The sequence below is a fragment of the Halostagnicola sp. A-GB9-2 genome, from assembly GCF_030068615.1.
Classification (GTDB): Archaea; Halobacteriota; Halobacteria; order Halobacteriales; family Natrialbaceae; genus Halostagnicola.
On the sequence record NZ_JASJOC010000011.1, the window covers coordinates 48,533 to 70,215 of the forward strand.

24 protein-coding genes are annotated in these 21,683 nt (G+C 61.9%); 12 read left to right on the forward strand and 12 right to left on the reverse strand.

Going from position 1 to position 21,683, the window contains the following annotated elements:
* Positions 1 to 17: 17 nt before the first annotated feature.
* The 5 genes from QNM96_RS18980 to QNM96_RS19000 form a co-directional block, all read right to left on the reverse strand.
* Positions 18 to 1,277, reverse strand: coding sequence for a GTP-binding protein (locus tag QNM96_RS18980; protein WP_283838327.1), 1,260 nt, complete (start codon positions 1,275 to 1,277; stop codon positions 18 to 20).
* 144 nt (positions 1,278 to 1,421) lie between these two features.
* Positions 1,422 to 1,850, reverse strand: coding sequence for a VOC family protein (locus QNM96_RS18985; protein ID WP_283838328.1), 429 nt, complete (start codon positions 1,848 to 1,850; stop codon positions 1,422 to 1,424).
* 2 nt (positions 1,851 to 1,852) lie between these two features.
* On the reverse strand, positions 1,853 to 2,824 hold the full coding sequence (locus QNM96_RS18990) for an ABC transporter substrate-binding protein (RefSeq protein WP_283838330.1): 972 nt from the start codon (positions 2,822 to 2,824) through the stop codon (positions 1,853 to 1,855).
* A complete protein-coding gene (locus QNM96_RS18995) occupies positions 2,821 to 3,834 on the reverse strand; it encodes an ABC transporter substrate-binding protein (protein ID WP_283838332.1) in 1,014 nt (337 codons plus the stop codon). Before QNM96_RS18995 ends, QNM96_RS18990 begins: the two co-directional genes overlap by 4 nt.
* Positions 3,827 to 4,735 carry an ABC transporter substrate-binding protein gene (locus tag QNM96_RS19000; protein WP_283838333.1) on the reverse strand — a complete coding sequence of 303 codons (909 nt, stop codon included), beginning with the start codon at positions 4,733 to 4,735 and terminating at the stop codon, positions 3,827 to 3,829. The genes QNM96_RS18995 and QNM96_RS19000 overlap by 8 nt, the downstream gene beginning before the upstream one ends.
* Positions 4,736 to 4,820: 85 nt before the next feature.
* On the opposite strand from QNM96_RS19000, the gene QNM96_RS19005 reads away from it, so the two are divergent.
* Positions 4,821 to 5,159 (forward strand): cupin domain-containing protein, encoded by a 339-nt coding sequence (locus QNM96_RS19005; RefSeq protein ID WP_283838402.1) that lies wholly within the window; start codon positions 4,821 to 4,823, stop codon positions 5,157 to 5,159.
* Between the two features lie 171 nt (positions 5,160 to 5,330).
* Here QNM96_RS19005 and QNM96_RS19010 read toward each other — a convergent pair whose 3' ends face one another.
* From QNM96_RS19010 to QNM96_RS19020, 3 genes are read right to left on the reverse strand one after another with little or no spacing between them, the layout of a single operon-like run.
* On the reverse strand, positions 5,331 to 6,437 hold the full coding sequence (locus tag QNM96_RS19010) for a plastocyanin/azurin family copper-binding protein (RefSeq protein WP_283838334.1): 1,107 nt from the start codon (positions 6,435 to 6,437) through the stop codon (positions 5,331 to 5,333).
* 33 nt (positions 6,438 to 6,470) lie between these two features.
* Complete coding sequence (locus QNM96_RS19015) at positions 6,471 to 8,174, reverse strand: PQQ-binding-like beta-propeller repeat protein (protein WP_283838335.1); 1,704 nt, start codon at positions 8,172 to 8,174, stop codon at positions 6,471 to 6,473.
* A gap of 5 nt (positions 8,175 to 8,179) precedes the next feature.
* Positions 8,180 to 9,091 (reverse strand): hypothetical protein, encoded by a 912-nt coding sequence (locus QNM96_RS19020; RefSeq protein ID WP_283838336.1) that lies wholly within the window; start codon positions 9,089 to 9,091, stop codon positions 8,180 to 8,182.
* Positions 9,092 to 9,592: 501 nt separating this feature from the next.
* Between QNM96_RS19020 and QNM96_RS19025 the strand changes: the two genes are divergently transcribed.
* From QNM96_RS19025 to QNM96_RS19065, 9 genes are all read left to right on the forward strand, one after another.
* Positions 9,593 to 10,012, forward strand: a complete 420-nt coding sequence (locus QNM96_RS19025) for a heme-binding protein (RefSeq protein ID WP_283838337.1) — start codon at positions 9,593 to 9,595, stop codon at positions 10,010 to 10,012.
* A 248-nt stretch (positions 10,013 to 10,260) separates the two neighbouring features.
* Complete coding sequence (locus tag QNM96_RS19030) at positions 10,261 to 11,154, forward strand: hypothetical protein (RefSeq protein ID WP_283838338.1); 894 nt, start codon at positions 10,261 to 10,263, stop codon at positions 11,152 to 11,154.
* A 23-nt stretch (positions 11,155 to 11,177) separates the two neighbouring features.
* Positions 11,178 to 11,510: an NAD(P)-binding protein gene (locus QNM96_RS22955; protein ID WP_345782546.1), complete on the forward strand. Its 333-nt coding sequence runs from the start codon at positions 11,178 to 11,180 to the stop codon at positions 11,508 to 11,510.
* A 353-nt stretch (positions 11,511 to 11,863) separates the two neighbouring features.
* Positions 11,864 to 12,361, forward strand: a complete 498-nt coding sequence (locus QNM96_RS19040; protein WP_283838340.1) for a DUF892 family protein — start codon at positions 11,864 to 11,866, stop codon at positions 12,359 to 12,361.
* A gap of 375 nt (positions 12,362 to 12,736) precedes the next feature.
* Complete coding sequence (locus tag QNM96_RS19045) at positions 12,737 to 13,270, forward strand: ferritin (RefSeq protein WP_283838341.1); 534 nt, start codon at positions 12,737 to 12,739, stop codon at positions 13,268 to 13,270.
* A gap of 151 nt (positions 13,271 to 13,421) precedes the next feature.
* The gene (locus QNM96_RS19050; protein ID WP_283838342.1) at positions 13,422 to 13,562 is read left to right on the forward strand and encodes a hypothetical protein; all 141 of its coding nucleotides are present in this window, start codon (positions 13,422 to 13,424) and stop codon (positions 13,560 to 13,562) included.
* Positions 13,563 to 13,818: 256 nt separating this feature from the next.
* On the forward strand, positions 13,819 to 14,025 hold the full coding sequence (locus QNM96_RS19055; protein ID WP_008418277.1) for a cold shock domain-containing protein: 207 nt from the start codon (positions 13,819 to 13,821) through the stop codon (positions 14,023 to 14,025).
* 431 nt (positions 14,026 to 14,456) lie between these two features.
* Entirely contained in the window at positions 14,457 to 14,708 is a 252-nt protein-coding gene (locus QNM96_RS19060; RefSeq protein WP_283838346.1) for a hypothetical protein, read from the forward strand.
* Positions 14,705 to 14,986, forward strand: coding sequence for a hypothetical protein (locus QNM96_RS19065; RefSeq protein ID WP_283838347.1), 282 nt, complete (start codon positions 14,705 to 14,707; stop codon positions 14,984 to 14,986). The genes QNM96_RS19060 and QNM96_RS19065 overlap by 4 nt, the downstream gene beginning before the upstream one ends.
* Positions 14,987 to 15,246: 260 nt before the next feature.
* On the opposite strand, the gene QNM96_RS19070 is transcribed toward QNM96_RS19065, so the two are convergent.
* The 4 genes from QNM96_RS19070 to QNM96_RS19085 are packed head-to-tail and all read right to left on the reverse strand — an operon-like array spanning position 15,247 to position 18,489.
* Complete coding sequence (locus QNM96_RS19070; RefSeq protein ID WP_283838349.1) at positions 15,247 to 15,981, reverse strand: hypothetical protein; 735 nt, start codon at positions 15,979 to 15,981, stop codon at positions 15,247 to 15,249.
* Entirely contained in the window at positions 15,978 to 17,240 is a 1,263-nt protein-coding gene (locus QNM96_RS19075) for a DUF58 domain-containing protein (protein WP_283838351.1), read from the reverse strand. Before QNM96_RS19075 ends, QNM96_RS19070 begins: the two co-directional genes overlap by 4 nt.
* A complete protein-coding gene (locus tag QNM96_RS19080) occupies positions 17,234 to 17,818 on the reverse strand; it encodes a hypothetical protein (protein ID WP_283838352.1) in 585 nt (194 codons plus the stop codon). Before QNM96_RS19080 ends, QNM96_RS19075 begins: the two co-directional genes overlap by 7 nt.
* The gene (locus tag QNM96_RS19085; RefSeq protein ID WP_283838354.1) at positions 17,815 to 18,489 is read right to left on the reverse strand and encodes a DUF4129 domain-containing protein; all 675 of its coding nucleotides are present in this window, start codon (positions 18,487 to 18,489) and stop codon (positions 17,815 to 17,817) included. The genes QNM96_RS19080 and QNM96_RS19085 overlap by 4 nt, the downstream gene beginning before the upstream one ends.
* A gap of 349 nt (positions 18,490 to 18,838) precedes the next feature.
* Between QNM96_RS19085 and QNM96_RS19090 the strand changes: the two genes are divergently transcribed.
* On the forward strand, positions 18,839 to 19,774 hold the full coding sequence (locus tag QNM96_RS19090; protein ID WP_283838356.1) for a twin-arginine translocation signal domain-containing protein: 936 nt from the start codon (positions 18,839 to 18,841) through the stop codon (positions 19,772 to 19,774).
* Positions 19,775 to 19,779: 5 nt separating this feature from the next.
* Positions 19,780 to 21,657 (forward strand): PQQ-binding-like beta-propeller repeat protein, encoded by a 1,878-nt coding sequence (locus QNM96_RS19095; protein WP_283838358.1) that lies wholly within the window; start codon positions 19,780 to 19,782, stop codon positions 21,655 to 21,657.
* Positions 21,658 to 21,683: the final 26 nt, after the last annotated feature.

The following is a 21,683-nucleotide window of genomic DNA, read 5'->3' on the forward strand; positions in this document are numbered from 1 at the left end:
TGTCCGAACACACTTTCTCACTCGAGCGGGAACGGATCAGGAACGATATCCGCGTTCGATTCCGCCGTGTCTGGCGCATCCGACTCCGCCCCGTCCGCCGCATCGAATTTCGCCGCGTCCTCGAGCAAGCAGTCCTCGAGTTCCTCGCGGATCCGTGCCTCGTTCATCTCCCGACCGATGAACACCAGTTGCGTTCGGCGTTCGTCGTCGGGTCGCCAGTTGCCGAGCGGACCCGCCTGGACGGACGGACCCGCCTGACTCACGCCGATGACCTCCTCGTACCCGGCGACGAAACAGACGCCCTTGGCGCGAACGATTGCGCCGTCCCATTCCTCGAGCCACGCTGCCAGCCGTTCCGGGTGAAACGGGCGATCGGATCGGAAGACGAACGTCGAGATCCCGTGTCTTTCGGCGGCGCTCGGGGTCACGTGGTCGTGTTGGTGGTCGTCGTCCTGCTGGTGTCCGTGCTCCTCATGGTCGTGGCTGTGTGAACGCTCGTGATCGGATTGGCTGTCGTGATCGGGGTCGCGGCCCGCTTTGCGAAGGTGGCGCTTCCACCCCTGCGATCGCTTTGCCTCCTCGAAGTCGAACCGATCAGTCTCGAGCACAAGCTCCGGGTCGATATCGCAGTAGGTCGTCCGCACCCGCTCGGCTCGCGGCTGTAGTTCCTCGACGACCGCCTCGAGTTCCTCGAGCGTGTCGTCGGGCAACATATCGGCCTTGTTGAGCAACAGGACGTCGCAGAACTCGATCCCCTCGACGAACACCTCGCTCAGCGGACGTTCCGGCGTCGACGTGGCATCCTCCGAGAGCCGATCCTCGGCGTCGAACTCCTTCCAGAAACCGTAGGTGTCGAGCACCGTCACCATCGTATCGAGCCTGAACGGGTCGGGCGGGTCGCTCGAGTCGGATGGATCTCTCGAATCGGTCTTGCCGCCCCCGGTGAACACTCGAGCGACCGGAATCGGCTCGCTGATCCCCGAGGACTCGACCACCAAGGCGTCGATCTCACGATTCTCGGCCAGACGCGTCGCTTCGTCGCGGAGGTCGCCTTGCAACCGACAGCAGATACAGCCGTTCGTGAGTTCGATAATCCCGTCGTCCTCGTTGGCTCGAGCGATCAGCTCCGCGTCGACGTTCACTTCCCCCACGTCGTTGACGATCACCGCAATTTGCCGCCCCTCCGGATTCGACAACACGCGATTGACCAGCGTCGTTTTTCCGGCACCGAGGTAGCCACTGACGACCGTTACGGGAATTGTCTCGGTACGGTTCATGTGGTACTTCATACCACGAGCCGTGCAGTACTAAATGACCGGCCGCCTTTCGTCGACAGTCTCGAACGAAGACAGGTTCCAACGCCGATTCTCGGTCCTGTCGTCAGCCGTTCCCGTCGTCATCCGGGAAGCGCTCCCGAACAGTCACTCGACGTCGTCGTGCGTCAGCAGGGTCCGCTTGCGCTCGCCGGCGGGCGGGTCGTACGTGATCACTTCGAGGAGGTTGCCGTCCGGATCGAGGAAGTAGAACCCCTCGAACTCGTCCCAGTCGTACGGCCCCTGGTTGGGAAACTGGTCGTCGAGGACGCCGACGAGGTCGTCGTAGTCCGCCCGCGAGGTCTCGAACGCGAGGTGGGCCTTGTCCAGCGGGTGCTCGAGTTCGTTCGGCTCCCAGCCGTCGGCCCGTCCCGTCTCCGCGAGCGTCACCACCGTCTCGCCCGCCTCGAACATCGCGTGCTCGCCCTGAAAATCGGACGGCGGGCGCTTTACCGCGAGTCCGAGTTCGTCGCGGTAGAAGGCATAACAGGACTCGAGGTCGTCGACGTCGACGTTGATGTGATCGACCGCGCGCACGATTAGGCATCACCCGAGATTCGGTCGGCGTACTCGGTAAGCACCGTCGCGTCCGAGTCAAGGTAGTCGTTCGTCCACGCGTCGTCCGGCTCCACCGGCCCCTCGAGCAGGTCGGTCTCAGCTAGGGCGGCTTCGAGTCGATGCCATCGCTCGGGATCGTGGGTTCCCCAGCCGGCCGCTCGAAGCTGATCGGTCAACTGGAGCGATCGCGACGCAGTCTCGAACTTCTCGCGTTCGATCTCCCGACGCCGCTCGAGGGTAGCGTTTCGCGACACCAGCGCGTCGATCGCCGCCGCCGGATCGGTCGTCGCCGCGGCCCATCCGCGTGCAGTAGCGCGCAGGAACGCGCGTATCGTTTCGGGCTCGTCCGCCGCGAACGCCGGACTCGTGACGAGCGTCATGCCGTAGACCGGCAGCCAGTCTCCGATGAGGAGTTCGTCGGCGGTGCGGTCGTGCTCGCGCTCGAGTTCGAGGCCGTTGGTGACGACGCCGACGGCGGCATCGATCTCCCCCTCGAGCAGCCGGTGTTCCACGCGGTGGTGGGTCCGCGGATCGACGTTGGGGAGATCGACCTCGTCGCGGATCCCCGCGTCCTCGAGCAGTTGGGCCGCGAGGATGCGCGTCTTCGTCGCCGACGGCGCAACGGTGCGCCCGGCGAGTTGCTCGGGGCGCTCGAGGGGTTCGCCGAAAACGTCCCGGAGGGTGTAAACCGCCGCCGGGGTCTTTCCTGTGACCGCCGCGACGGCCAGCGGCTCGAACCCCTGGCTCCGCACCGAGAGCACGGCGCTGGCCCCGGCGAGTCCGACAGTGGTCTCGTTGCGGGCGGCCTGCTCGGCCGCGTAGGGGGAGCCGTGGCCCTCGACGAACGCTACCTCGAGCCCTTCTGCCTCGTAGAACCCTCGCTCTCGCGCGAGGAAGTACGGGGCCTGAAACCCGTTGGGTTCCCAGTTGAGCTGAAACGTGATCGACGTCATATGAGGTCCTCCTGAAGATCCACCCGGAACGTCCCCTCGGGGATGTGATCGACGCCGAGTGCGTCCGCCCCTGCAACCTCGAGGAGGTGGTCGAACAGCCGTTCCATTCCGTCGACCGTCTCCTCGTTCCAGTCGGCGACGACCATGTCCCGCCAGCCGTCGCGAATCGCGCGTCCGACGGCGGGATCGTCCTCGTACATCAGCCGTTCGCGGATCTCGACCCAGAGGTCGTCGTCGGTTCCCAACCGCTCGACGGCCTCGCGATAGGCACCCGTAAACGCGCGAATCGTCTCCCGATCATCCGAGAAGAACTCCTCGCTCGTCAGGAACGTCGAGATCGGGAGTTTGTTTTCCGTCCCCGACAGCTCCTGGACGAGCCGAGACATCGGGAGGACCTCGCGGTAGTCCTCGCTCCGGGTGATCTCGGGGACGATCTGCCAGAACTGGCAAATCGCGTCGACCTCGCCGTCGGCGAGCATCCGAGTGAGTTCGACCTTCGAGCCCGACTCTACGGGCGTCGCCTCCTCGTCGGGATCGAAGCCGTGGTACTCCCGGCACGCGGCGCGGACGAGGATCCAGTTTTTGTCGAGCCGACGGACCACGCCGATTCGCCGATCACGGAGGTCCTCGAGCCCCTCGATCGGGGAATCCGTCGGTGCGACGAGCCCGCCGACGGTTCGGCCGTAGGGATGGAAGGCGACGATGGACGCGCCCTCGGCGCGCTCGCGGGCGGTCGAAATGTAATCGATGTCGATGAGGTCCGCCTCGCCCTCCTGCAGTTTCGCCTCGACGGTTTCGACGCCGCCCTCGAGTTCGTCGGAGACGAGCCTGACGTCGAGGTGGAACCCGTGATCGTGATCGAGCTCGAGGCGTTTGATCGCGTAGAGCAGGTACCGAGGGCTCCCGTTGTGTTCGAATCGTGCTCGCAGGATCGGTCGATCGCCCGGGTCGTCGTGGTGGTCGTCGAACTCGGCCTGTTGGCCCTCGACATCTATCGTTCCGTCAGGCATCGGTTTCCCCCACTGGGCCGACGATGGCGTCGATCTCCGCCGCTTCGTCGATCAGGTCTCGGTCTTTCATCCACTCGAGGTGGGCCGTGAGTTCGTCGCGATCGGCGAGCTCCGGCGGGTCGTACCGAGGGACCGACACGCTTCGCTCGAGTTCTTTCACGTCGACGTCCTCGAACAGATCGGGCGCGACGCGGCGGTCTTTTTCGAGCATTTCGAGGTACTCCTCGCGGAAGGCCTCTGGTTCGGCGTTGATCGCCCGCGCGGCGCGGCCGTAGGCGGCGACGAAGGATTCGAGCGCCTCGCGGCCGACGGCGTCGGAAGCGACGATTCCCACGTGGTTCTCGAACTCGAGGAGTCGCTCGAAACCGAGGTGTGTGGCGAGGGTACTCTGGGGTTCGATGAGCGTCACGGCGTCGACGTCTCCCTCGCGCAGTGCGCGGAGTCGATCGGTGGGCATTCCGCGGTGGACGAGCGTAATTTCGTCGGGATCGACGTGCTCCTCGAGCGCCCTCATCGCAGTGTACTCCTGGCCGGTCCGGCGGTTGACGGCCACCTCGGCGTTCGCGAGATCCGCGGGCGACTCGATTCCCGCGTCCGGTCGCACGAACACCGTGTACGGCTGGTCGGCGAACGTCCCCTTCGCAACGACGCGGCCGTCGTCCATGCGCCACGTCCGTCGGAGGCTCTCCCACTTGCACACCGGATAGATGTCGACATCGTGGTCGCCGGTCAGCGTTTCGTCCGCGGGGATGTACTTGACGTCGACGGTGCGCCGATCGCGTTCGACTAGCTCGACTGTCAGCCCTTCCGCTTCGTAGTACCCCCGCTCGCTCGCCACCTTCTGTGGCAACGCGAACGAGAACGGGAGGTGGAACAGTCGTAGTGTGTCACCACGAGCCATGGGAACTGCCTTCCACGAAGCATGGTATAAACGTATCACCGGAATGTTTATGCGTGGCTTCGTGGGCAGTGTATCGCGAGTGACTATGGAGAACGTCAACAGTGCGCAGGTCGAGTTCGAGGAGCATGCCGACGGAGTCTACCTCGCCGACCTCGCCACCGGCAAACGGGCGTGCATGAAATACTGGCGGATCGAGCCCGGGGCGACGCTGCCGGTCCACCGTCACGACAACGAGCAGATCGGGTACGTCCTCAGCGGCTCGCTGATCGCTCTGATCGACGGGGAGGAGGTTCCGCTCTCGACAGGTGATTGTTATCGATTCCGAAGCGGGGAACCCCACGGTACCGAGAACAGGGAGGAGGAGCCGGCCGTCGGTATCGGCGTCCTCGCACCGCCTCGAGAGCGTCCTGATTGGAGGCGTTGATGCGGACGATCGACGGCTTTCCACGCTCGAACGGCAACCTGTCGAGTCACTCCGCGAGGGACCCGCGATCGCTCACGGCGCTCGAGGTGGGTCGAATTCGTCGGTCTACTGCCGGACACGGTGCGCGTTCGCCGCCAGCTACGAAAAATCTGAGATGTCTGTAGTTGTCGACTACTCGACGACGACGTCGCCGACCGCGTCGTGTTGTGACTGGTCGAGGTAGACCTCCATCTCCTCTTCGGCGACGAACTCGACGGTCTGATTTTCTCCCGCTTCGTCGATAAATTCCGAGCGAACGTAGGTGTTCCATTCGTTCGTGTCTCCGCCGGAGGCGACGACGAAGTTGTGGCCGGGAAGGGGTTCTCCCCACTCTTCGTCCTCGAGCTGACCGATTCCGTTCTCCCACTCGACGGCGTACGTTTCGCCCGCCTCGAACTCGAGCGTGGGATTAGCTTCGTCTGCGATTTCGTCGGGTGCCTCGCCGACCCATTCGCCTTCCTGAAGCGTGAGCGAGTAGGTTTCGACCGGGTCGCCGGTCTCGATCGCGGGCAATTCGATCGAAACGTCCTCGTCACCGCCGTCGATCGTCACCTCCTCTGTGACCCGTTCGTGACCGTACGTCCACACCTCGAGTTCGTAGTCGCCGTCCTCGAGCATGTCGAAGCGGGCTCTGGCCGGCTCGAAGTCCTCGTCCGGATCCGGCCGCGCCGCGATGTCGGAGAACGAGTGCATGTCCTCGAGGAAGACCTCTGCCTCGATCGGGTCGCCGTCGCTGTCTTCGACGTGGACGTGCAGTTCGTGGACCTCGTCGGGATCGACCACTTCGATCGGGCCGCGCATCTGGACGGGGTGTGGTTCGCAGTAGTATTCCGCCATCTCCGATTCTGCGGTGAACGTGAGTTCCTCGAATTCGCCCTGTTCATCGAGCATCGGCGTCGCTTCCAGTGCGTCGCCCTCGTCGTCGGCGAGGACGAAGTTGTGGTGGGAGCCGTCGCCGTTTACCCAGATGACTTCGTGTTCTTCGCCCTCCAGTAACCGGAGCGTCGGGCCCGACTGGCCGTCGATCTCCGCGGGAGCGACGCCGATCCAGCCGCTGACAATTCCGAGTAACGTGAACGTTCTCCCGTCGACATCGTTTTGTACGGCCGGGAGTGGCTCGTTTAGATGCTCTCGATACGCCCCGGCGGTTCCCGTGATTGCCGCCGTTCCTGCGGCCGCTGCCGTTCCTTTCAGTACTCCTCGCCGCGTCAGTTGGTCGTGTGAGTTATCGTTCGTCATTGGTTGTGTAATTTCTCGTCAATTCGGTTGTTCTCACTCATCCATCGAGAACACGGCGAGCGTATCGCCGCGTTCTCCCTGACGGAGCCAGCCGCTACCCCCGACCTGAACGGCGACGTACTGTGCCCCCTCGTCGGGATCGTACCAGCTCATCGGCGAGGCGCTGATCGGAACGTCGAACTCGTACTCCCAGAGCCGGTCGCCAGATTCGCCGTCGTAGGCGACGAACGTTCCGTTCTGGGTGCCGTTGAAGACGAGTCCGGTCGATGTCGCCATCGAACCGCCCCACATGTACTGTTCGCTCTCGATCCAATCGCGCCAGACGACTTCTCCGGTCGTCGGGTCGATCGCGACGAAGGCGGTGATAGATCCGTTCCACTCGTCGGGGTTCTCATCGGCCGGATCGTCGAGGCCGCCGCCCCAGTAGGGGTCGCCCTCCGTGTACTCCTCGAACCGCCAGTACAGATCCTGCGGGAAGTTCTGGTGGACGAAGTACGCGAGTTCGGTCTCCGGGCTGTAGGACGGCGGCTGCCAGTCGTTCCCGCCGGGTGCCCCCGGAACGAACGGAACCCGCTCGTCTTCGCTGATGTGTGGGATCATCTCCCACATATTGATGTGTTGGCTACACTCCTCGCTGCGTTCGTAGAGATGTCCGTCGTCGGCGTCTAAGATGTAGACCCAGCCGGTCTTTCCGGAGCCGAGCACGACGTCCGTTTCCTCTCCGTCGACTTCGAGATCGTTTACCAGCACGCGGGGGGCCGCCGAGTCATAGTCCCAGACGTCGTGTGGACTCTCTTGGTACCCCCACTGTATTTCGCCGGACTCGAGGTCCATCGACAGCGTTCCGCAGGTGGGGAAGTTCGGGCCCGGTCGGACCGTTCCATCGAAGTCGGGTCCGGGGTTACCGATCGGCGAGTACAACATGCCTCGCTCCTCGTCGATCGTCGGTGTCATCCAACTCGTTCCACAGCCGTGGTCTCGACTGGCTCCGATCCACTCGTCGTCGGGAAGCGTATCTGCCTGCCAGACGGAGTCTCCGTTCTCGGTATCCAGTGCGGCGAGGAAGCCGAGAACGCCGTATTCGCCGCCGGCGCTGCCGGTATAGACCGTCTCGTCGTATACGACCGGTGCCCACGTCGCGGAGTAGCCGACTTCGTGATCGGCCGTCTGGGTGTACCACTCCTCCTCGCCGGTGTACCGGTCCAGCGCGACGACGCCCGAGTCGAGCGTCGTCATGTACACCTTGTCGCCGTAAACCGCGGCTCCTCGATTGTTGTCGTCACAACACAGCAGGACGTCGATCGGCGGCGCGTAGGTGTAACTCCAGAGGACCTCGCCCTCCCTGGCGTCGATTGCCTTGATGTGGTTCGGCCCGTTCGTCTGGTACATCACCGGCGGATCGCCGGGAATCACGATCGGCGTTCCCTCCATGCTCGAGCCCGTCCCGACCTGCATCTCGTACTCGAGCTCGAGGTCGTCGACGTTGTCCGGCGTGATGACGTCGGCGGTCGTGTTTCGCTGTTGTTTGTACCCGCCGCCGTACATCAACCACGCTTCGGGGTTCTCAGCGGACTCGCTGAGCATTTCCTGGGTTATGTCCTCCTCGGGGATGCGGTCGGCGTCGTGGTCCTCGGTGACCGATTCGTCCGGTCCGCCGACCAGTGTATACCCGTCGTCGATCTCTTTCAATTCGATATCTCGTGCGGCCTGAACGGCCCTGTCGTTGCGTAGTGCCATTGGTATCACCGAAGTTTGCTTGCGGCGCGGACGTCGTCCGTGATGTAGAAGACGTCTCTCATCAGCTCTTCCTGGCTGACGATTTGGATCGCGGCTCCCGCAGTGAGTGCCGCGGGTAACTGTCCGTCGGAAAGTTCCCTCTCGTCGTCGGGCGCGGCGATGTCACACGCGGCGGTCGCCGTGACGTACAGTCCGCCGAGCATCGCAGCAGTATGCCAGTTTGCGTCGTCGAGGATGCTGTCGGTGACTATCACCCTGTTCTGCCACAGGTGACGATCCAATCCGCGGATCCACAGGAGCGCTCCGCCCGAAGCCCGTTGGTGCAACGGCGGGACGTTCTCCGTGTCGAACTCGACGTCCTTCGGGATCTGGTTCGACGGCACCCATCGAGCGAGTCGCTCGTTGGTGTTCACGATCGAAGCAAGGAGAACGGTTTTTTCCTCTTCGTCGAACCCGAGTTCGTCGAGCCCCGTCGAAAGCGACGTCGAGAGGAGTAACTCTCGAGCCGTATACTCCACGTGCTCGGGCGTGAACTTCGGCAGGAATTCTTCGATGCCCTCGAAAAACCCGGTTTCGACGAGGTGATCGTAGAGTCGCCACCCGGGTTGTGCGACCGCCTCGTACAGGCCCTCGGGTTCGTCTGGAATGCCCGCCGCACGCACTTCGGGGAGACGAGCGATTTCGTCATCGAGGGCGTTTCGCTCCCGCCGGAGCAACTCGCCGTCGAGGCTGTCCGAAAACGTGTCTCTGATTTCCCGACCTCTCGAGACGAACTCCGGATCGGTCTTTGCGTCGAGTGTCGTCGCGAGACCGTCCCACGTCACCGGCGTCTCGGCCGTCTCTTCGACGCCAAGGTTGCGCGCCAGATCACGTCGGTCCGCTGTCGACATTTCCGGTCTCATGCTTGTCTGTGACATGTTATCACTCCAAGGTCAGCCTTCCAGCAATCAACCGATAAACATTTTCGAAGTATTCGTGTACTACAGGACAGGCTAGGTGTTCGATACCTGCCATCACTGTCGAGGTTTTGCCGGTGTGTTGACCAATCGGTCCCACGCCGTTCGTCGTTCGATGCCGGAACTCATTACCGATGCTCGAGAATCGATTTCAGCCGAAATCCCGATGTCGGGGGGATAGAACTTCTCGTTCGTCGCGCGTACGGTCGAAAACGGCAACATAACCCGGTCTCCGCTTCGCACGGTTCGCTCGAGGCGATGCCTACTGTCTGTAACACGACGATTCATGTGGGGTATCCGACAGATTCTCACTGCTCTGTTGACACTCGGCCGTGTCCGAGCGATTCCGGTCGTCTCGAGGGTCGGTTGGTCTCAAGGCCGGTCAAGTTAGCCTGGCGATACTATCTGTGACGATTACCACGGGGCTGTTTTATGGTCCTCTACGGTGTGGGGAGAATTCGCATGGTGGACACAATCAGTCTCGAGACGGCAAAGGAAGTCATCGACGCGGCCGAACAGCGCGCAGAAGAGATTGACAACCCGATGGTGATAACCGTCGCTAACTCTGAAGGAAACCTCATCGCCCAGCACCGGATGGACGATGCGTGGCTCGCCTCGGTCGACATCTCGCGAAACAAGGCCTTCACCGCGGCGTCGCTGGATATGCCCACACACGAGTTAGCCGAACCGTCCAAGCCGGGTGAATCGCTGTACGGCCTTCAGAACACCAATCAGGGCCGGATCGTCATCTTCGGTGGCGGCTACCCGCTGATGCGAGACGGCGAAATCGTCGGCACCATCGGCGTCAGCGGCGGCGCCGTCGAACAGGACATGGACGTCGCGGAGGTCGGCGTCGACAAGTTCGACGAACTCTCCTCCTAACGACCGAGCGCAGACTACGGCCGACCCCTGCAGACCCGTGCCGAGCAGACCCGTGCCGACTACCGCAGACCACCCCACCGCTTGGTGGGATCGGCACGGAGGGCCATCGTAGTCGAACGTAGTGCACTCGTACGATTCGATACGGAAGTTCCCACACAGCCACAGTTCTATTACTACCTGTGAATGTCGCGCTAGCTTGGTCGGATTTCCGTGTTCGAATTAAGTACGTTGTCGTCCTCGAGTCTACCGTGAGTTCGAACACGCTCGACTCGTTTGGCCGGGCCATCCTCGAGACGCTCGAGGACGAACAATTGACCGCTGACACGCTCGAGGCCGCGTTCGAGACCTCTCGAGAGACGCTCGAGGAGCGCTTATCGCAACTGGTCGACAACGCGCTGGTTCGACAGGGAGACGGCGGCCGATACGAGTTGACCGATAACGGCCGCCGCGTCCTTCGCGCGACGTCCGTGGGAAAGCGCGACGACCGTATCGATATCCCTGCGGCGGTAGAGGCGTCACTTGAGGGCTTTTCACTCCCTCCGGACAGGGAGGACGCCGTCCGAAAGGCGTTTTCGTTCCTTCAGTACTGGGGTGATGCGACGACGGCCGAACTTATCGACGGCTGTTACAGCGAGTCGCCCGCCGATTACGACACGGCCAAGCGGTGGTGGGGAGACTGCGTCGAAAAACGACTCCGCGGGCTCTCGCTCGTCGAACCCCCGCGATCCGAATCGATCGATTCGCCAGATCTGGACGAGATGCTGTGGCGGTACGAGAATGTACCCGTCGTCGAAACTCCCGATGACGTAGATGGACGCGACGTTCCCGACCCCCAGCCGGGGCCCATGTCGTTCGGAAGCGTTCGTCACGGGATCGAGAAAATCGAGATGAGCGACGCCGAACGAACGGCGGCTCGAGTCGCGTTCACGGTTCTATTTGATCGAGAGACGGTAACCGCGGCCGAGCTAGCCGAACGAGTGTACGGCGACTATCCGGCGGGGTACGACTCAAGCGACGATTGGACAGTCTTTCTCTCGGACGTGTTCGATGCCCTCCCCGGTATCGAGCGGGATTCGGAGACGATGGACGAAGTCGTCTGGAGTTATTGGCCGTCTCATGGTCTGGAAACGGATCGGGACTGACCGCTGACGGTACCTGTGCTCGGATGGCCGCAAATTCACGCCGTACGATCAACACCCGCAGTAGTAGGATCGTTCGAATATCAGATACCGACTGTCCGTGGTACGAGGTCGCCGTGGTCGGCGGCGGGCCAGCCGGACTCACCACAGCGCAGTATACCACGCGTCTGAGCCATCGAACCGCCGTCTTCGAAAGGGAAGGGGCCGACACGCGGCGGTCGGCCACGTTCACAACGTGCTGGGGATTTCGGAGGATGTCTCCGGCCGGGAACTGGCAGATCACGCCCTCGAGGATGTCGAAACCCACGGCGGGGACATCTACTTCGACGTCGTCGAACACATCGATAAGGGGGAGGTGAGAGCGAGTACCCGTTCCGTCTCGGGGCCGCTCACGCGACGATCGAATCGAAATGCGTCGTTCTCGCGACCGGATTTCGTGACCACAGCCCGGACGCGCCGGAGATCCGGTAGTTCACACCGTTAAAAAACGTGGCACAGTCTACACTGTGTACAATGTTTGCACAGTATAGAATTTGTAAAACTCTCAGAACGTGTGAACGTGTAGAACGCATAGAGCTTGTACAACGTGAGGGGTGTTCGCGCTGTGGGTCGACCGAAACTCCAAACTGTGGAGCGACTCTGCCGGTTCACGCTCTCACCTGCAAGCTTGTTGCTTATCGAACGGAATGGCCTCGACCAATACAGAGGACCAATGAGTGTTGATTCAACGAAAGACCTGTTCCTGAGCGGACTGAAACACGCCTACTACACCGAACAGCGCCTCGTCGACGCGCTCGAGGAACTGGAGAGCACCTCGACGCGGGAGGAACTGAAGTCGGGATTTGCCGAGCACCAATCCGAGACGGAAAATCACATCGACCGGCTCGAGCAAGTGTTCGATCAGGCGGGAGAATCGCCCGAGGGAGCGGAAGACCCCGTCGCCGAAGGTATGATCGAAGCCCACGAGGAGTTCCTCGAGAAGGATCCGAGCGATGACGCGCTGGATCGGTTCAACATCGCCGCCGGCCAGAAATCCGAACACTACGAGATAGCCGTCTACGGGAACCTCATCCCGATGGCCGACCAGATCGGTCTCGACGAAGCCGCGGATCTACTCGAGGAGAACCTCCGGGAAGAACAGGACGAACTCGACACCCTCTCGGAGCTCGGCGAGGAGTTCGACTACGGCGAACTCACGCAGTCGGCGTAATCGACCGAAGCCGGCATTTTCGGTGTGCCACGCGGCGTTTCGTCTCCGATCTGTTCTGACAGTACGCGAAAATCGCCCAGCGTCGATAGAGACTCGAGCTATTCGTCTGCTCCCCGGAGTTGGAACCCGACGAACCGAATCGCCTCGAGCGGCGGATCGGTTGCTATCTCGTGTAGATCTCCGTTCTGGTAGGGATCTTACCGAACACCGCGTCAAGGCCGCAACCGAACACGACGGCAGTTAGGTTTCGTGTGACCCCATCGAATCGGACCTGGGTACTGCGTATCTGGTTGCCCACGCCAGTTCAGAACGCTTGCCGGATCGTCCGGTTCGATCCTAAGTATAATGATATGCCCGAGAGTTCGCCTAGACGGTATGCTCAAAGAGTCAGTTGAAGACGCGCTGAACGAACAGATCAACGCCGAACTCTACTCGTCGTACGTCTACCTCTCCATGGCGGCCTACTACGAGGGCGAAGGCCTCCCCGGCTTCGCGTCGTGGATGCGTTCTCAGTCTGACGAGGAACACGAACACGCGATGCGTCTTTACGAATTCGTCCACGATCGAGACGGGCGGGTTACGCTTTCTGGAATCGATAGTCCACCGACGGAGTGGTCCAGCCCGGCCGATGCCTTCGAGACGGCCTACGAACACGAGGTCGAAATCACCGAAATGATCGACGACCTCGTCGCGCTCGCTCGAGAAGCAAACGACAATGCGACGGAAAACATGCTCCAGTGGTTCGTCGCAGAGCAAGTCGAGGAGGAGGCGACCGCACAGGCCATCCTCGACAAACTGAAACACGTCGGAGATGACGGCCCCGGCCTCCTGATGATCGATCAGGAACTCGGCCAGCGCGGCAGTGAGGGTGCGGACGATGAAGCCGAGGTCGGCGAGTTGGGAGAGTAGGTAGCGTTCTCGAGAGAGATCGGATCTATGTCTCGAGGGAGGCCGGATGCGGTGCAGCCGGTATTCCGTGGAATCCCGGCGTTCTTCTTGTCCTTCAGATCGGACTCGAGTCCTCTTCGGAAAGTATGCGACGGTTGGCTTGGTGAAAGGGATGCGGTTTAGTAAGCGGTTCGAAGCCGGTGAACTCGTCTCCTCGATGCCGTCAGGGTCGCTCGCGTTCGTCCGCGATGTCGGCCATCCGGGTTCATCTGAAAGCGCTCGAGAAAATCATCTACTTGCTGAAGTATCTTGATTCGTCCGTCCCAACTGCCGAATTTACATTTCGCTTCCCGACAGAGCCTTTCGAAGAAGTGCCGTATACGCACGAATGAGTGCGGGAAATCTACTGCCGTATCCTTGTGGATAAGTTGGACTCAAGGTTTGTTCGGATACTCGGTGGAACTCGAACGGAGAAGAACGTGGGGCTTTGTTATTTTAGTAGTTGTATGAATCGTGGTACCTCGACCCTCGGAAGGGTTATCCCTCATCCAACCCTCTGTTTGTTTGTAATGGCAAACGGTAAGGTTGATTTCTTCAACGACACTGGCGGCTACGGTTTCATTTCGACTGACGACGGCGACCTCGACGACGACGAAGACGTGTTCTTCCATATGGAGGATGTCGGCGGCGAAGACCTCACGGAAGGTACTGAGGTCGAGTTCGACATTGAGTCCTCTCCCAAGGGGCCTCGCGCGGCGAACGTCGTCCGACAGTAATACCGAGACACAACTGTCGTTCACAGCGACAGACAACAATCTCGATTTTTCAGCAGGTTACACGTCTGAGCTGACGCTATTTGTACACTCTGTATCGATCGATCCAACCTGGTTGAATTTGCAGGTGGTTCCATGTGAGAGATGCGCCCTCTATTCATCAGCGGCTGCAAGAGTAGTGAGGTGCCTGTTAGTTATCGATGATGCGCTTGCCGGAGTGCATCTTCGGTCGCTGTTCCAGAAATTCGGATGTATTTCTGGGCGGTGGCGAGATCGCTCCACCCCATCAATACCTGAAGCGGGACTGGCGCAACTCCCTGATAGGCGTGATAGCTCGCAGCGGTGGCTCACATTCTGATATATTCATACAATCTAGAATAATCGTATACCGATGAGACATAAATAGAATACGTGGCCGAAGAAAAACCGAAACCGTGACAAGGCGAACGGTATTGCGGAGTACCGCGGCTGCTGGCGTTGCGGGTGCGATAGGGACCAGCGCCATCGGGAGCGTGGCCGGTGAAAAAGTAGAAGACGAAACCGAGGTCAGAGAAGCGATCGAAGCGCACGCCGGCGATTTGCTCGAGCAACTGGCCGAAAGCGGCGTGTTGTCCGCCGGTCCGTCGATGAACTTCCGATTGACGAGTCCACTACTGCATTCGACGATGAAGGCGTCGAACGAGTGACCGACGGCGGCGACGACGCGTATATCGTTCGCAAAGAAATCGACGATGGGCTGTTGGCCCTCTTCGTAGACACCGACGGGACCGGATCCATCGCGGCGGTGAGAGAAGACACCGAATCGGACGTCTCTCCGGATGGAGGTCACATCGAGACCTTCAGCGACGGCGACAGTCGGGATGTCGAGCCCCAGAGCTGTGAACAAACTGAAGCCTGCCCCGGACAACCAGGTGTCCCCGGGTACGGGTTCTATGTCAGCGGATACATGCTCTTCTGTTGCTAAACGGAACTGGTAGTCGATTCCCGACGTGTGACTGAAGCTGGCTGTGTAAAATTCACAGTTGGCGACCACCGTTTTCTCGACACCTGTCGATAGCTGGTTTTTCAACACCTGTCGACTGCTGGTTTCTTGATCCGCTCGTTGGGTTCTCGATCCGCTTTTTGTGTTCGCCGGCCGCCGAGCAAACGGACGATCCGAACCCACGCTGACGGGTTGGCGTTTTCCGATTATCTCCGCTCGTGTGGACCGTCCGTATCCGTATTTCATTCCTGCACGTCCGGGAGATTCGGCAGGTTTGAGAGCGCCAGCAGGAACGCGATCGCCGAAACGAGCAGCAGTGCCAACCCGATAACCGACGAGACGGTGATCGGGATTCGGGTTACGACGATCACCGTCCCGATTCCGACGGCTCCGACGAGCCCGCTCGCTCCCGCCCCGACCAGTTCGACCGACGCCGTATCGGCAGCGGTTCCGACTTCGGTACCGAGTCCGATCGCTCGTTCGGAGATGTCCCACGCCAGTACCGTCAGCGTCACCGCGATCGCCGACCGCCAGACCGTCGGTTCGACGATGACGGCGTTCGCGAGCACGCCGGCGAGTACCAGGGTCAACCCGACGAGGACGACCGTCCGCGCCGCCGTCCCGGACAGGAAGTAGACGCCGATCGCTACCGCAACGAGTCCGACGCCGCACGACAGGAACGCGATCAGTAGCGCGGTCGACAACCCGAACGCCAGCGCGGCGACGAACGTCGACATCGCAACGGCGAGCCCCGCAATCGCCAAGCTCCGACCGGCCAACTGGCGACCTCGTCGACTGATCACGACGCCGACCGAAAGAATGACGAGGCCGACCGTCTCGAGGGCCAATGGCGCGCTCTGTAGCGGTCCCACGGATCCGACGAAACACGCTCCGATTCCCGCGCCGAGCGCGAGAACGCCGCTGAGCGTCGGCGGCCGTTGATTCGTCGGGTTACCCGGTAGGCCGGTTCCGTTCATTTTCGCATTTCCCGTTGTATCGCGGCCTCGAGGGGCGTTTCGGGGTCCCAGTCGACGACGGTCACGTCCGATCGGCGGAGGGCGTCGATTCGATTCTCTCGCTCGAGTCGGGCCATCAATCGGCCAAACGACCCCGTTGCGGTTACGTCCGGTGACAGAACGGTGACCTGATGGCCCGAACCTCGCATCGTTCGTGCGGTTTCGATCGACTCCCGGTCGAGCAGGGGGGAAACGTAAACGACATCCGTGCCGCGCTCAAGCCGGGATCGGAGGACAGAGGCGTGCTCGTTTCCGCCCCCGCTTTCGCCACGTACTCCCTCGGGTGGCGTGAGCGGGAGCGCATCGGGATCGGCGAGCGTTCGGCGGAGGGTCTCCGCGTGGTGGCCCCCGTTCCGTGGGGGGAGCCACGTTGTGTTGGGTCCGAGGATTCCGAGACCGATCCGTCCGTTCGTCCCCGAGACGGCCTCGAGCAGTTCTCGAGCCGCGGCGCGTTCGTAGAACACGGCGTGGGGTTCGTCTGGACCGGCGGACCGGTAGCAACACGCCCGCGCGTCGAGACAGAGGACGACCGTTCGGAGTCGGTCCTCGTGGAAGGTAACGGTCGTCAGTTCGCGGTCTCGAGCGTAGCGGTTCCAATCGATACGCCCCGGCGGATCGCCGGGACGATACGTGCGGACTTGCGAGAATTCGATCCCGCTTTCGCCGGGGCTCGTGTCCGTGCCACCCGTGCGTCGCGGCGACCGGGGAAACGGAAGGGTGCGAACTGGAGTGTGACAAGCGAGTTCCGTTTTCGCCCGAGCGGTGGTTTCGACGGCGGTGCTGGCACTTGGGTCCCTGCAGACCACCGACGCGGGCTCGAAGCGGTGGACGCCGCGCGTGACGACAACCGTGTAGGAGAAGGACGTTTCTCGGCGTGGGCCAAGCGTCGCCGCGTGTCGAGCCGATCCCTTCAGGACCGGGAGCATCGGTGCGACGCCGTCGATGATTCTGACGTCGAAGAGCGCTCGCTCGCTCGCGTTTCGAACCGTGACCGTGACGTCGACTTCCTGTCCGTGATCGGGAGCGGTTTCGCTCAGCGAGCGCTCGAGTTCGATTTCGGGGTCGGGCGCCGCCGTCGCGCGGGAGTATCCCGCGAGGACGAGGGGCGGAATCGAACTCAGTAGTAAAACCGGCTCTTCGAACAGGACGCCCGTCGCGCTCGCGAGCATCGCTGTAGCGAGCGCGACGTTCCACCGCGTTGCGGATCGGGTTCTCACCATCGATCCGTTCTCCCCTCGCGTCTCGCGAGTATCGCCCTCGCCGTCCGACGTGCGTCATGATGAAAGCGAAGCCGGACGCGTACTCGGGAGGAAAGCGACGGCTCAGCGTTGGGGCGGAGGAACGCCGAAGCTACCGGATCGTCGGTCCACGTTCCCTGATCGATCCGCTCTTGAGCGATCTCTGCCGAGCAGCCGTCAGTCCGGACGATCGTTCTGATCGCCGTCCGTTGAAACTCCTCTCGGAGACGCTGACGGTGAGCCGCTGGGGGCGATAGCGCCCACCAGCGACGGTCGAGAACTCGCTCGAGGTCGTGGCCTGGCGCGGATTTCGACGCGACGCGTTCGGGGCCCTTCGCCGGCTCCCCGCTCGGTTCTCGCGTGAGGAGTTCGAACGACCCGATAACGGTAGCCAGCACGAACGCGACGGTGAAGAACCCGACCAAGAGCGTGTCGTCGGCCCACGGCCATCCGGCCGTCCACTCGATTGTCGGGTGTGCCAGGACGACGAGGCCGATACCGAGTGAAAGTGAACCCGCGGCTAACAACAGCAGACGAACCCTCGTGGCCACTCCCGTCATTCTATATCATCTTCGAGCTGATGCAGGGCGCGGCGTGCTCGTCGGCGATGCTCGGCGGTTTCGTCGATTTCCCCGTACTGCCGGTCTCGAAAGGTACGCGTGAGCTCGTTTACGGCATCGGCGTCGAGCCCGGCGTCGATCGCTGCGTCGCCCCACTCCGCCGGCGTTCTGGCGGTCGGACGATCGACGTCGATCGCCGTCGTCATTTTCGCCCACGCTTTGTCGACGTCGGACTCGGGATCGATCGGTGGCCAGTTCTCGTCCGTCGACGATCGGGTGAGCGACTGCTCCGAGCGAGACTGACCCAGCAACCGGGAAGTGAGTACGTCCGTCGAGGAGACTGAAAACCGACGTGCGGCAAGATAAAACGCCCCGACGACGAGACCGACCGTCAGAAGGGGCACGATGACCAGGACCAGCCCGCCCGAAGCGCCGGACGCGCCAGAGAGTCCGATCTGATCGAGTTCGACGCCGAAAACCAATTCGACGAACGCGGACACGAACAGGAACAAGACGCCCATCAGCGAGAGTCCGTCAGCGCCGGCGTCTGCGTCGGCCGATACGTCGTACGGAGCGGAGATCGCCGTCGACTCGAGAACGGGAGCGGCGGTCGCCAAGACGAGAACCGCGAGAAGCGTGGTACCAAGTGGAAGAAGCCGGTTCCGACGCATTAGTCCACCTTCTTGTTGTGTGGACAAAAAACTATTCTTACCGAATACCGTCGGAGATTTTCCTCATCGACACTTCCTGTACATACCAGCCGAAGTGAGCTCCGCCTCGGTACGGCTGTCTATCGAATACTGTTGTCGAAACGAACAGGTGACATCGTTGCCGAGACGGATAGCTAACGTCGTCTCCGAGACGGCAACTCAGTAACCGACAACCGGTAGTATCGCTTTCCATTTCTCTCTGTTCGACGACTCGTAAATACAGGGGCGGATCGATCGCGGAAAATCACGTTCCGTACTATCCGACTTGTGGATACCATTAATGCACGGCTCGAGGTCCGTTCACCGTATCATGGCATACGGCACCAATCCCGGAGAACGATACAGTTACGGCGAGGTGAGTAGTGAAGACCGACGCGAATTTTTGAAAGCGCTCGGTGTCGTCGCCGGTGCGGGCGCCGTCGGTGCGACGCTGACCGACCTTCGCGCCGAAGTCTCGAGCGGGGCCACCGGAGAACTCGCCGAGATGGGCGAGGCGATCCGCGCCGGAATGACGGGGTCGCTCGACGCGGCGCTTTTGAACAGCGAACTGTCAGCGCTCGCGGAGCGATTCGAGAAGCTCCCCGAACTCGAGGCGATGGGCGTTCCCGAGGCGGGATCGTCGGCCTACGCGGAGCTGACAGAGCCGGCGTGGGCGATCAACGAGCACCTGGCGGACGTCAGTTTCTTCGCCAGTGCCGAACAGAACCTGCCGGCGTTCGAACCGGAACACATCGAGACGACGACGCGCCAGCTGTTGAACATCGAGACGCTGCCGGCCACGCTCTCGGAAGTCGGCTTCACCGAACCCGAACAGACGGCGCTCGTCGTCAACATCGTAAACACTCGAGAGCAGCTCTCGTGGTGGATGCCGACGGTCGACTATCCGTCGGCCGAGGTCGCCGAGGAAGGTGTCGTCCACGAGTACGTCGCACCGCTCCACCAGCGATCCGCCGAAGGCTCTCTCCTGTGGATCGACGGACTGGACAACTTCCTCTGGCAGAACGAGGTGCTGTTGACCGAACAGATGATCGATCGCGGTCTGTGGGACGTCAAGTCGATGCTCGGTGGCTACTATCTGATGGGTGCCGCCGCTCGAGACCTCGCCGAGGGATCGATAGCCGACGAGCACCTCTCGACGCTGATCAGCGGCAGTTCGGCGATCATGATCATCGGACAGGAGTTCCTGATCGACGACGTGATCCGCATTACCGACGACAAACGTGCCTCGATAGCGGTGTCCGGGTGATACCAATGACGTTCGAATCACACCTCGAAGACCTACCGGAGGATGCACCGTGGGACGAAAAGCCGGGCGAATCGGAGGTCGAACAGTACGACACCGACCAGATTCCAGAAGTCGACATCACCGAAGAGGATCTCCGCGAGTCGCGGGAGAACCCCGAAAACTGGTTGCTCTACGGAAACGACTATCAGAACCGCCGGCACGTGACGGCCGACATCATCACGCGGGACAACGTCGAGGATCTCGAACTCGAGTACCGACTCGAGCCCGGCGATGAGACCAATGACTTCCAGGGATCGCCGCTGATCATCCACGGCGATCCGCCGATCATGTACTTCACGATCGGACCGGATATGCTGTACGCGATAAACGCGCGTACCGGGGACCTCCTCTGGACGCACTTTTACGAACCGTACGTCGGTGCATCGGACGAAACGCCCTCGGCCGAACGGGGGCCGGTAGTGCTCGGAGACACCATCTACAAGAGCACGTTAGATCTCGGCGTCCTCGCGATCGATCGGCACACCGGCGAAGAGGAGTGGTACTACAACGGCGCGGCGGTCTACCGCGGCGAGGTCGCGGATAACCTGATGCACGAGGAGCTCCAGTGGGAGCGTTCGCGGGGGACGACGTCCTCGTGGCCGCCGCTGATCTACGACGGCCTGTTGATGAAGGGTAGCTTCGGCGGCGAGTTCGGGGTTTCCGGCTTCTTCGACGCGATCGATCTCGAGGGTAACCCCGAGTGGCGAGTCAACATGACACCGGAGCATGAGTGGGTCGGCGATTCCTGGATGCACGGTGGCGGTACCGCGTGGCCGCTCGGGGCCATCGAACCCGACGAAGGGACGATCATCGTCCCGTCGGCGAACCCCGGACCCTGGTACGGCACCGTTCGGCCCGGATTCAATCCGTACACAGCAGGGAAGGTCGCGATCAACATCGAGACCGGCGAACACGAGTGGCACTATCAGGACGCACCTCACGACTGGTGGGACTACGACTCCTCGGCCCCGCCGCTGGTTTTCGAGGAAGAACTCGACGGCGAGACGACGCAGTTTGCGACGTGGCCGTCAAAGACCGGCTGGGTCTTCACGGTCAACATGGAGACCGGACAGCTCCACCAGCGAAGCGAGGAGTATGTCCAGCACCTGAACACGTTTTCCCTGCCGCCCTACGACGACCTCGAGTCCTCGCCGTGGATCATGCCCGAACTGGCCGGCGGGACCAATCCGTATCCGCCCGCGTACGATCCGGTGACGCGGACAATGGTTGTCAAAGGGTTCAATCGACCGATGCGATTCTCGTGGTTCGAGGTCGAGTACGAACCCGGCGAGAATTACATCGGCATGGACACAATACGGGCAGAACTGCCGGGCGACGCCGATGTCGAGGAGCCAGACGATCCGGTCCACGAGGGAGAGGTCGTGGAAGATCCCGACGACGAAGGGGCTGACGAGGAGGAGGAAGCCGGCGAAGACGAGGACGACGAAGATGAAGAGGAAGAAGCCGACGAAGAGCTCACGGAACCGCCCGAGGAGTGGAACGGCCACCCGGGTGCGATCGCCGGGATCGATCCACTCACCGGCGAGTTGAAGTGGCGCGAGTGGACCGCTCCGGGTGATCCGCCACCGCGAGGCGGCGCGTTGACCACGCCGACCGGGGTCACCTTCGCGGGTATCGCGACCGGCCTTATGATCGCCTACGATACCGAGACAGGCGACCAGCTAGCCCAGCTCGAAGTGGGCCCTCACGGCGTCGACGGCGCACCGATCAGCTGGTACGATCCCGGCGAAGGAAAACAGTTCGTCGCGATCACCGGCGGCGGCGGAACCCACACCGACGCCGAAGACGGAAACACGCTCGCCGTCTTCTCGCTCGAGGAGTAGTCGGCCGCCCTCGAGTCGAACAACGG

Excerpts from the sequence above, each read along its gene's own strand:
- QNM96_RS19095 (WP_283838358.1), top strand. The coding sequence starts at position 19,780 with ATGACGTTCGAATCACACCTCGAAGACCTACCGGAGGATGCACCGTGG.
- QNM96_RS19055 (WP_008418277.1), top strand. The coding sequence starts at position 13,819 with ATGGCAAACGGTAAGGTTGATTTCTTCAACGACACTGGCGGCTACGGT.
- QNM96_RS18995 (WP_283838332.1), bottom strand. The coding sequence starts at position 3,834 with ATGCCTGACGGAACGATAGATGTCGAGGGCCAACAGGCCGAGTTCGAC.
- QNM96_RS19080 (WP_283838352.1), bottom strand. The coding sequence starts at position 17,818 with ATGACGGGAGTGGCCACGAGGGTTCGTCTGCTGTTGTTAGCCGCGGGT.
- QNM96_RS19045 (WP_283838341.1), top strand. The coding sequence starts at position 12,737 with ATGCTCAAAGAGTCAGTTGAAGACGCGCTGAACGAACAGATCAACGCC.
- QNM96_RS19050 (WP_283838342.1), top strand. The coding sequence starts at position 13,422 with ATGCGGTTTAGTAAGCGGTTCGAAGCCGGTGAACTCGTCTCCTCGATG.
- QNM96_RS22955 (WP_345782546.1), top strand. The coding sequence starts at position 11,178 with ATGGCCGCAAATTCACGCCGTACGATCAACACCCGCAGTAGTAGGATC.
- QNM96_RS19075 (WP_283838351.1), bottom strand. The coding sequence starts at position 17,240 with ATGGTGAGAACCCGATCCGCAACGCGGTGGAACGTCGCGCTCGCTACA.
- QNM96_RS19010 (WP_283838334.1), bottom strand. The coding sequence starts at position 6,437 with ATGACGAACGATAACTCACACGACCAACTGACGCGGCGAGGAGTACTG.
- QNM96_RS18980 (WP_283838327.1), bottom strand. The coding sequence starts at position 1,277 with ATGAACCGTACCGAGACAATTCCCGTAACGGTCGTCAGTGGCTACCTC.
- QNM96_RS19085 (WP_283838354.1), bottom strand. The coding sequence starts at position 18,489 with ATGCGTCGGAACCGGCTTCTTCCACTTGGTACCACGCTTCTCGCGGTT.
- QNM96_RS19090 (WP_283838356.1), top strand. The coding sequence starts at position 18,839 with ATGGCATACGGCACCAATCCCGGAGAACGATACAGTTACGGCGAGGTG.
- QNM96_RS19020 (WP_283838336.1), bottom strand. The coding sequence starts at position 9,091 with ATGTCACAGACAAGCATGAGACCGGAAATGTCGACAGCGGACCGACGT.
- QNM96_RS19025 (WP_283838337.1), top strand. The coding sequence starts at position 9,593 with ATGGTGGACACAATCAGTCTCGAGACGGCAAAGGAAGTCATCGACGCG.
- QNM96_RS19000 (WP_283838333.1), bottom strand. The coding sequence starts at position 4,735 with ATGGCTCGTGGTGACACACTACGACTGTTCCACCTCCCGTTCTCGTTC.
- QNM96_RS19070 (WP_283838349.1), bottom strand. The coding sequence starts at position 15,981 with ATGAACGGAACCGGCCTACCGGGTAACCCGACGAATCAACGGCCGCCG.
- QNM96_RS18990 (WP_283838330.1), bottom strand. The coding sequence starts at position 2,824 with ATGACGTCGATCACGTTTCAGCTCAACTGGGAACCCAACGGGTTTCAG.
- QNM96_RS19005 (WP_283838402.1), top strand. The coding sequence starts at position 4,821 with ATGGAGAACGTCAACAGTGCGCAGGTCGAGTTCGAGGAGCATGCCGAC.
- QNM96_RS19015 (WP_283838335.1), bottom strand. The coding sequence starts at position 8,174 with ATGGCACTACGCAACGACAGGGCCGTTCAGGCCGCACGAGATATCGAA.
- QNM96_RS19040 (WP_283838340.1), top strand. The coding sequence starts at position 11,864 with ATGAGTGTTGATTCAACGAAAGACCTGTTCCTGAGCGGACTGAAACAC.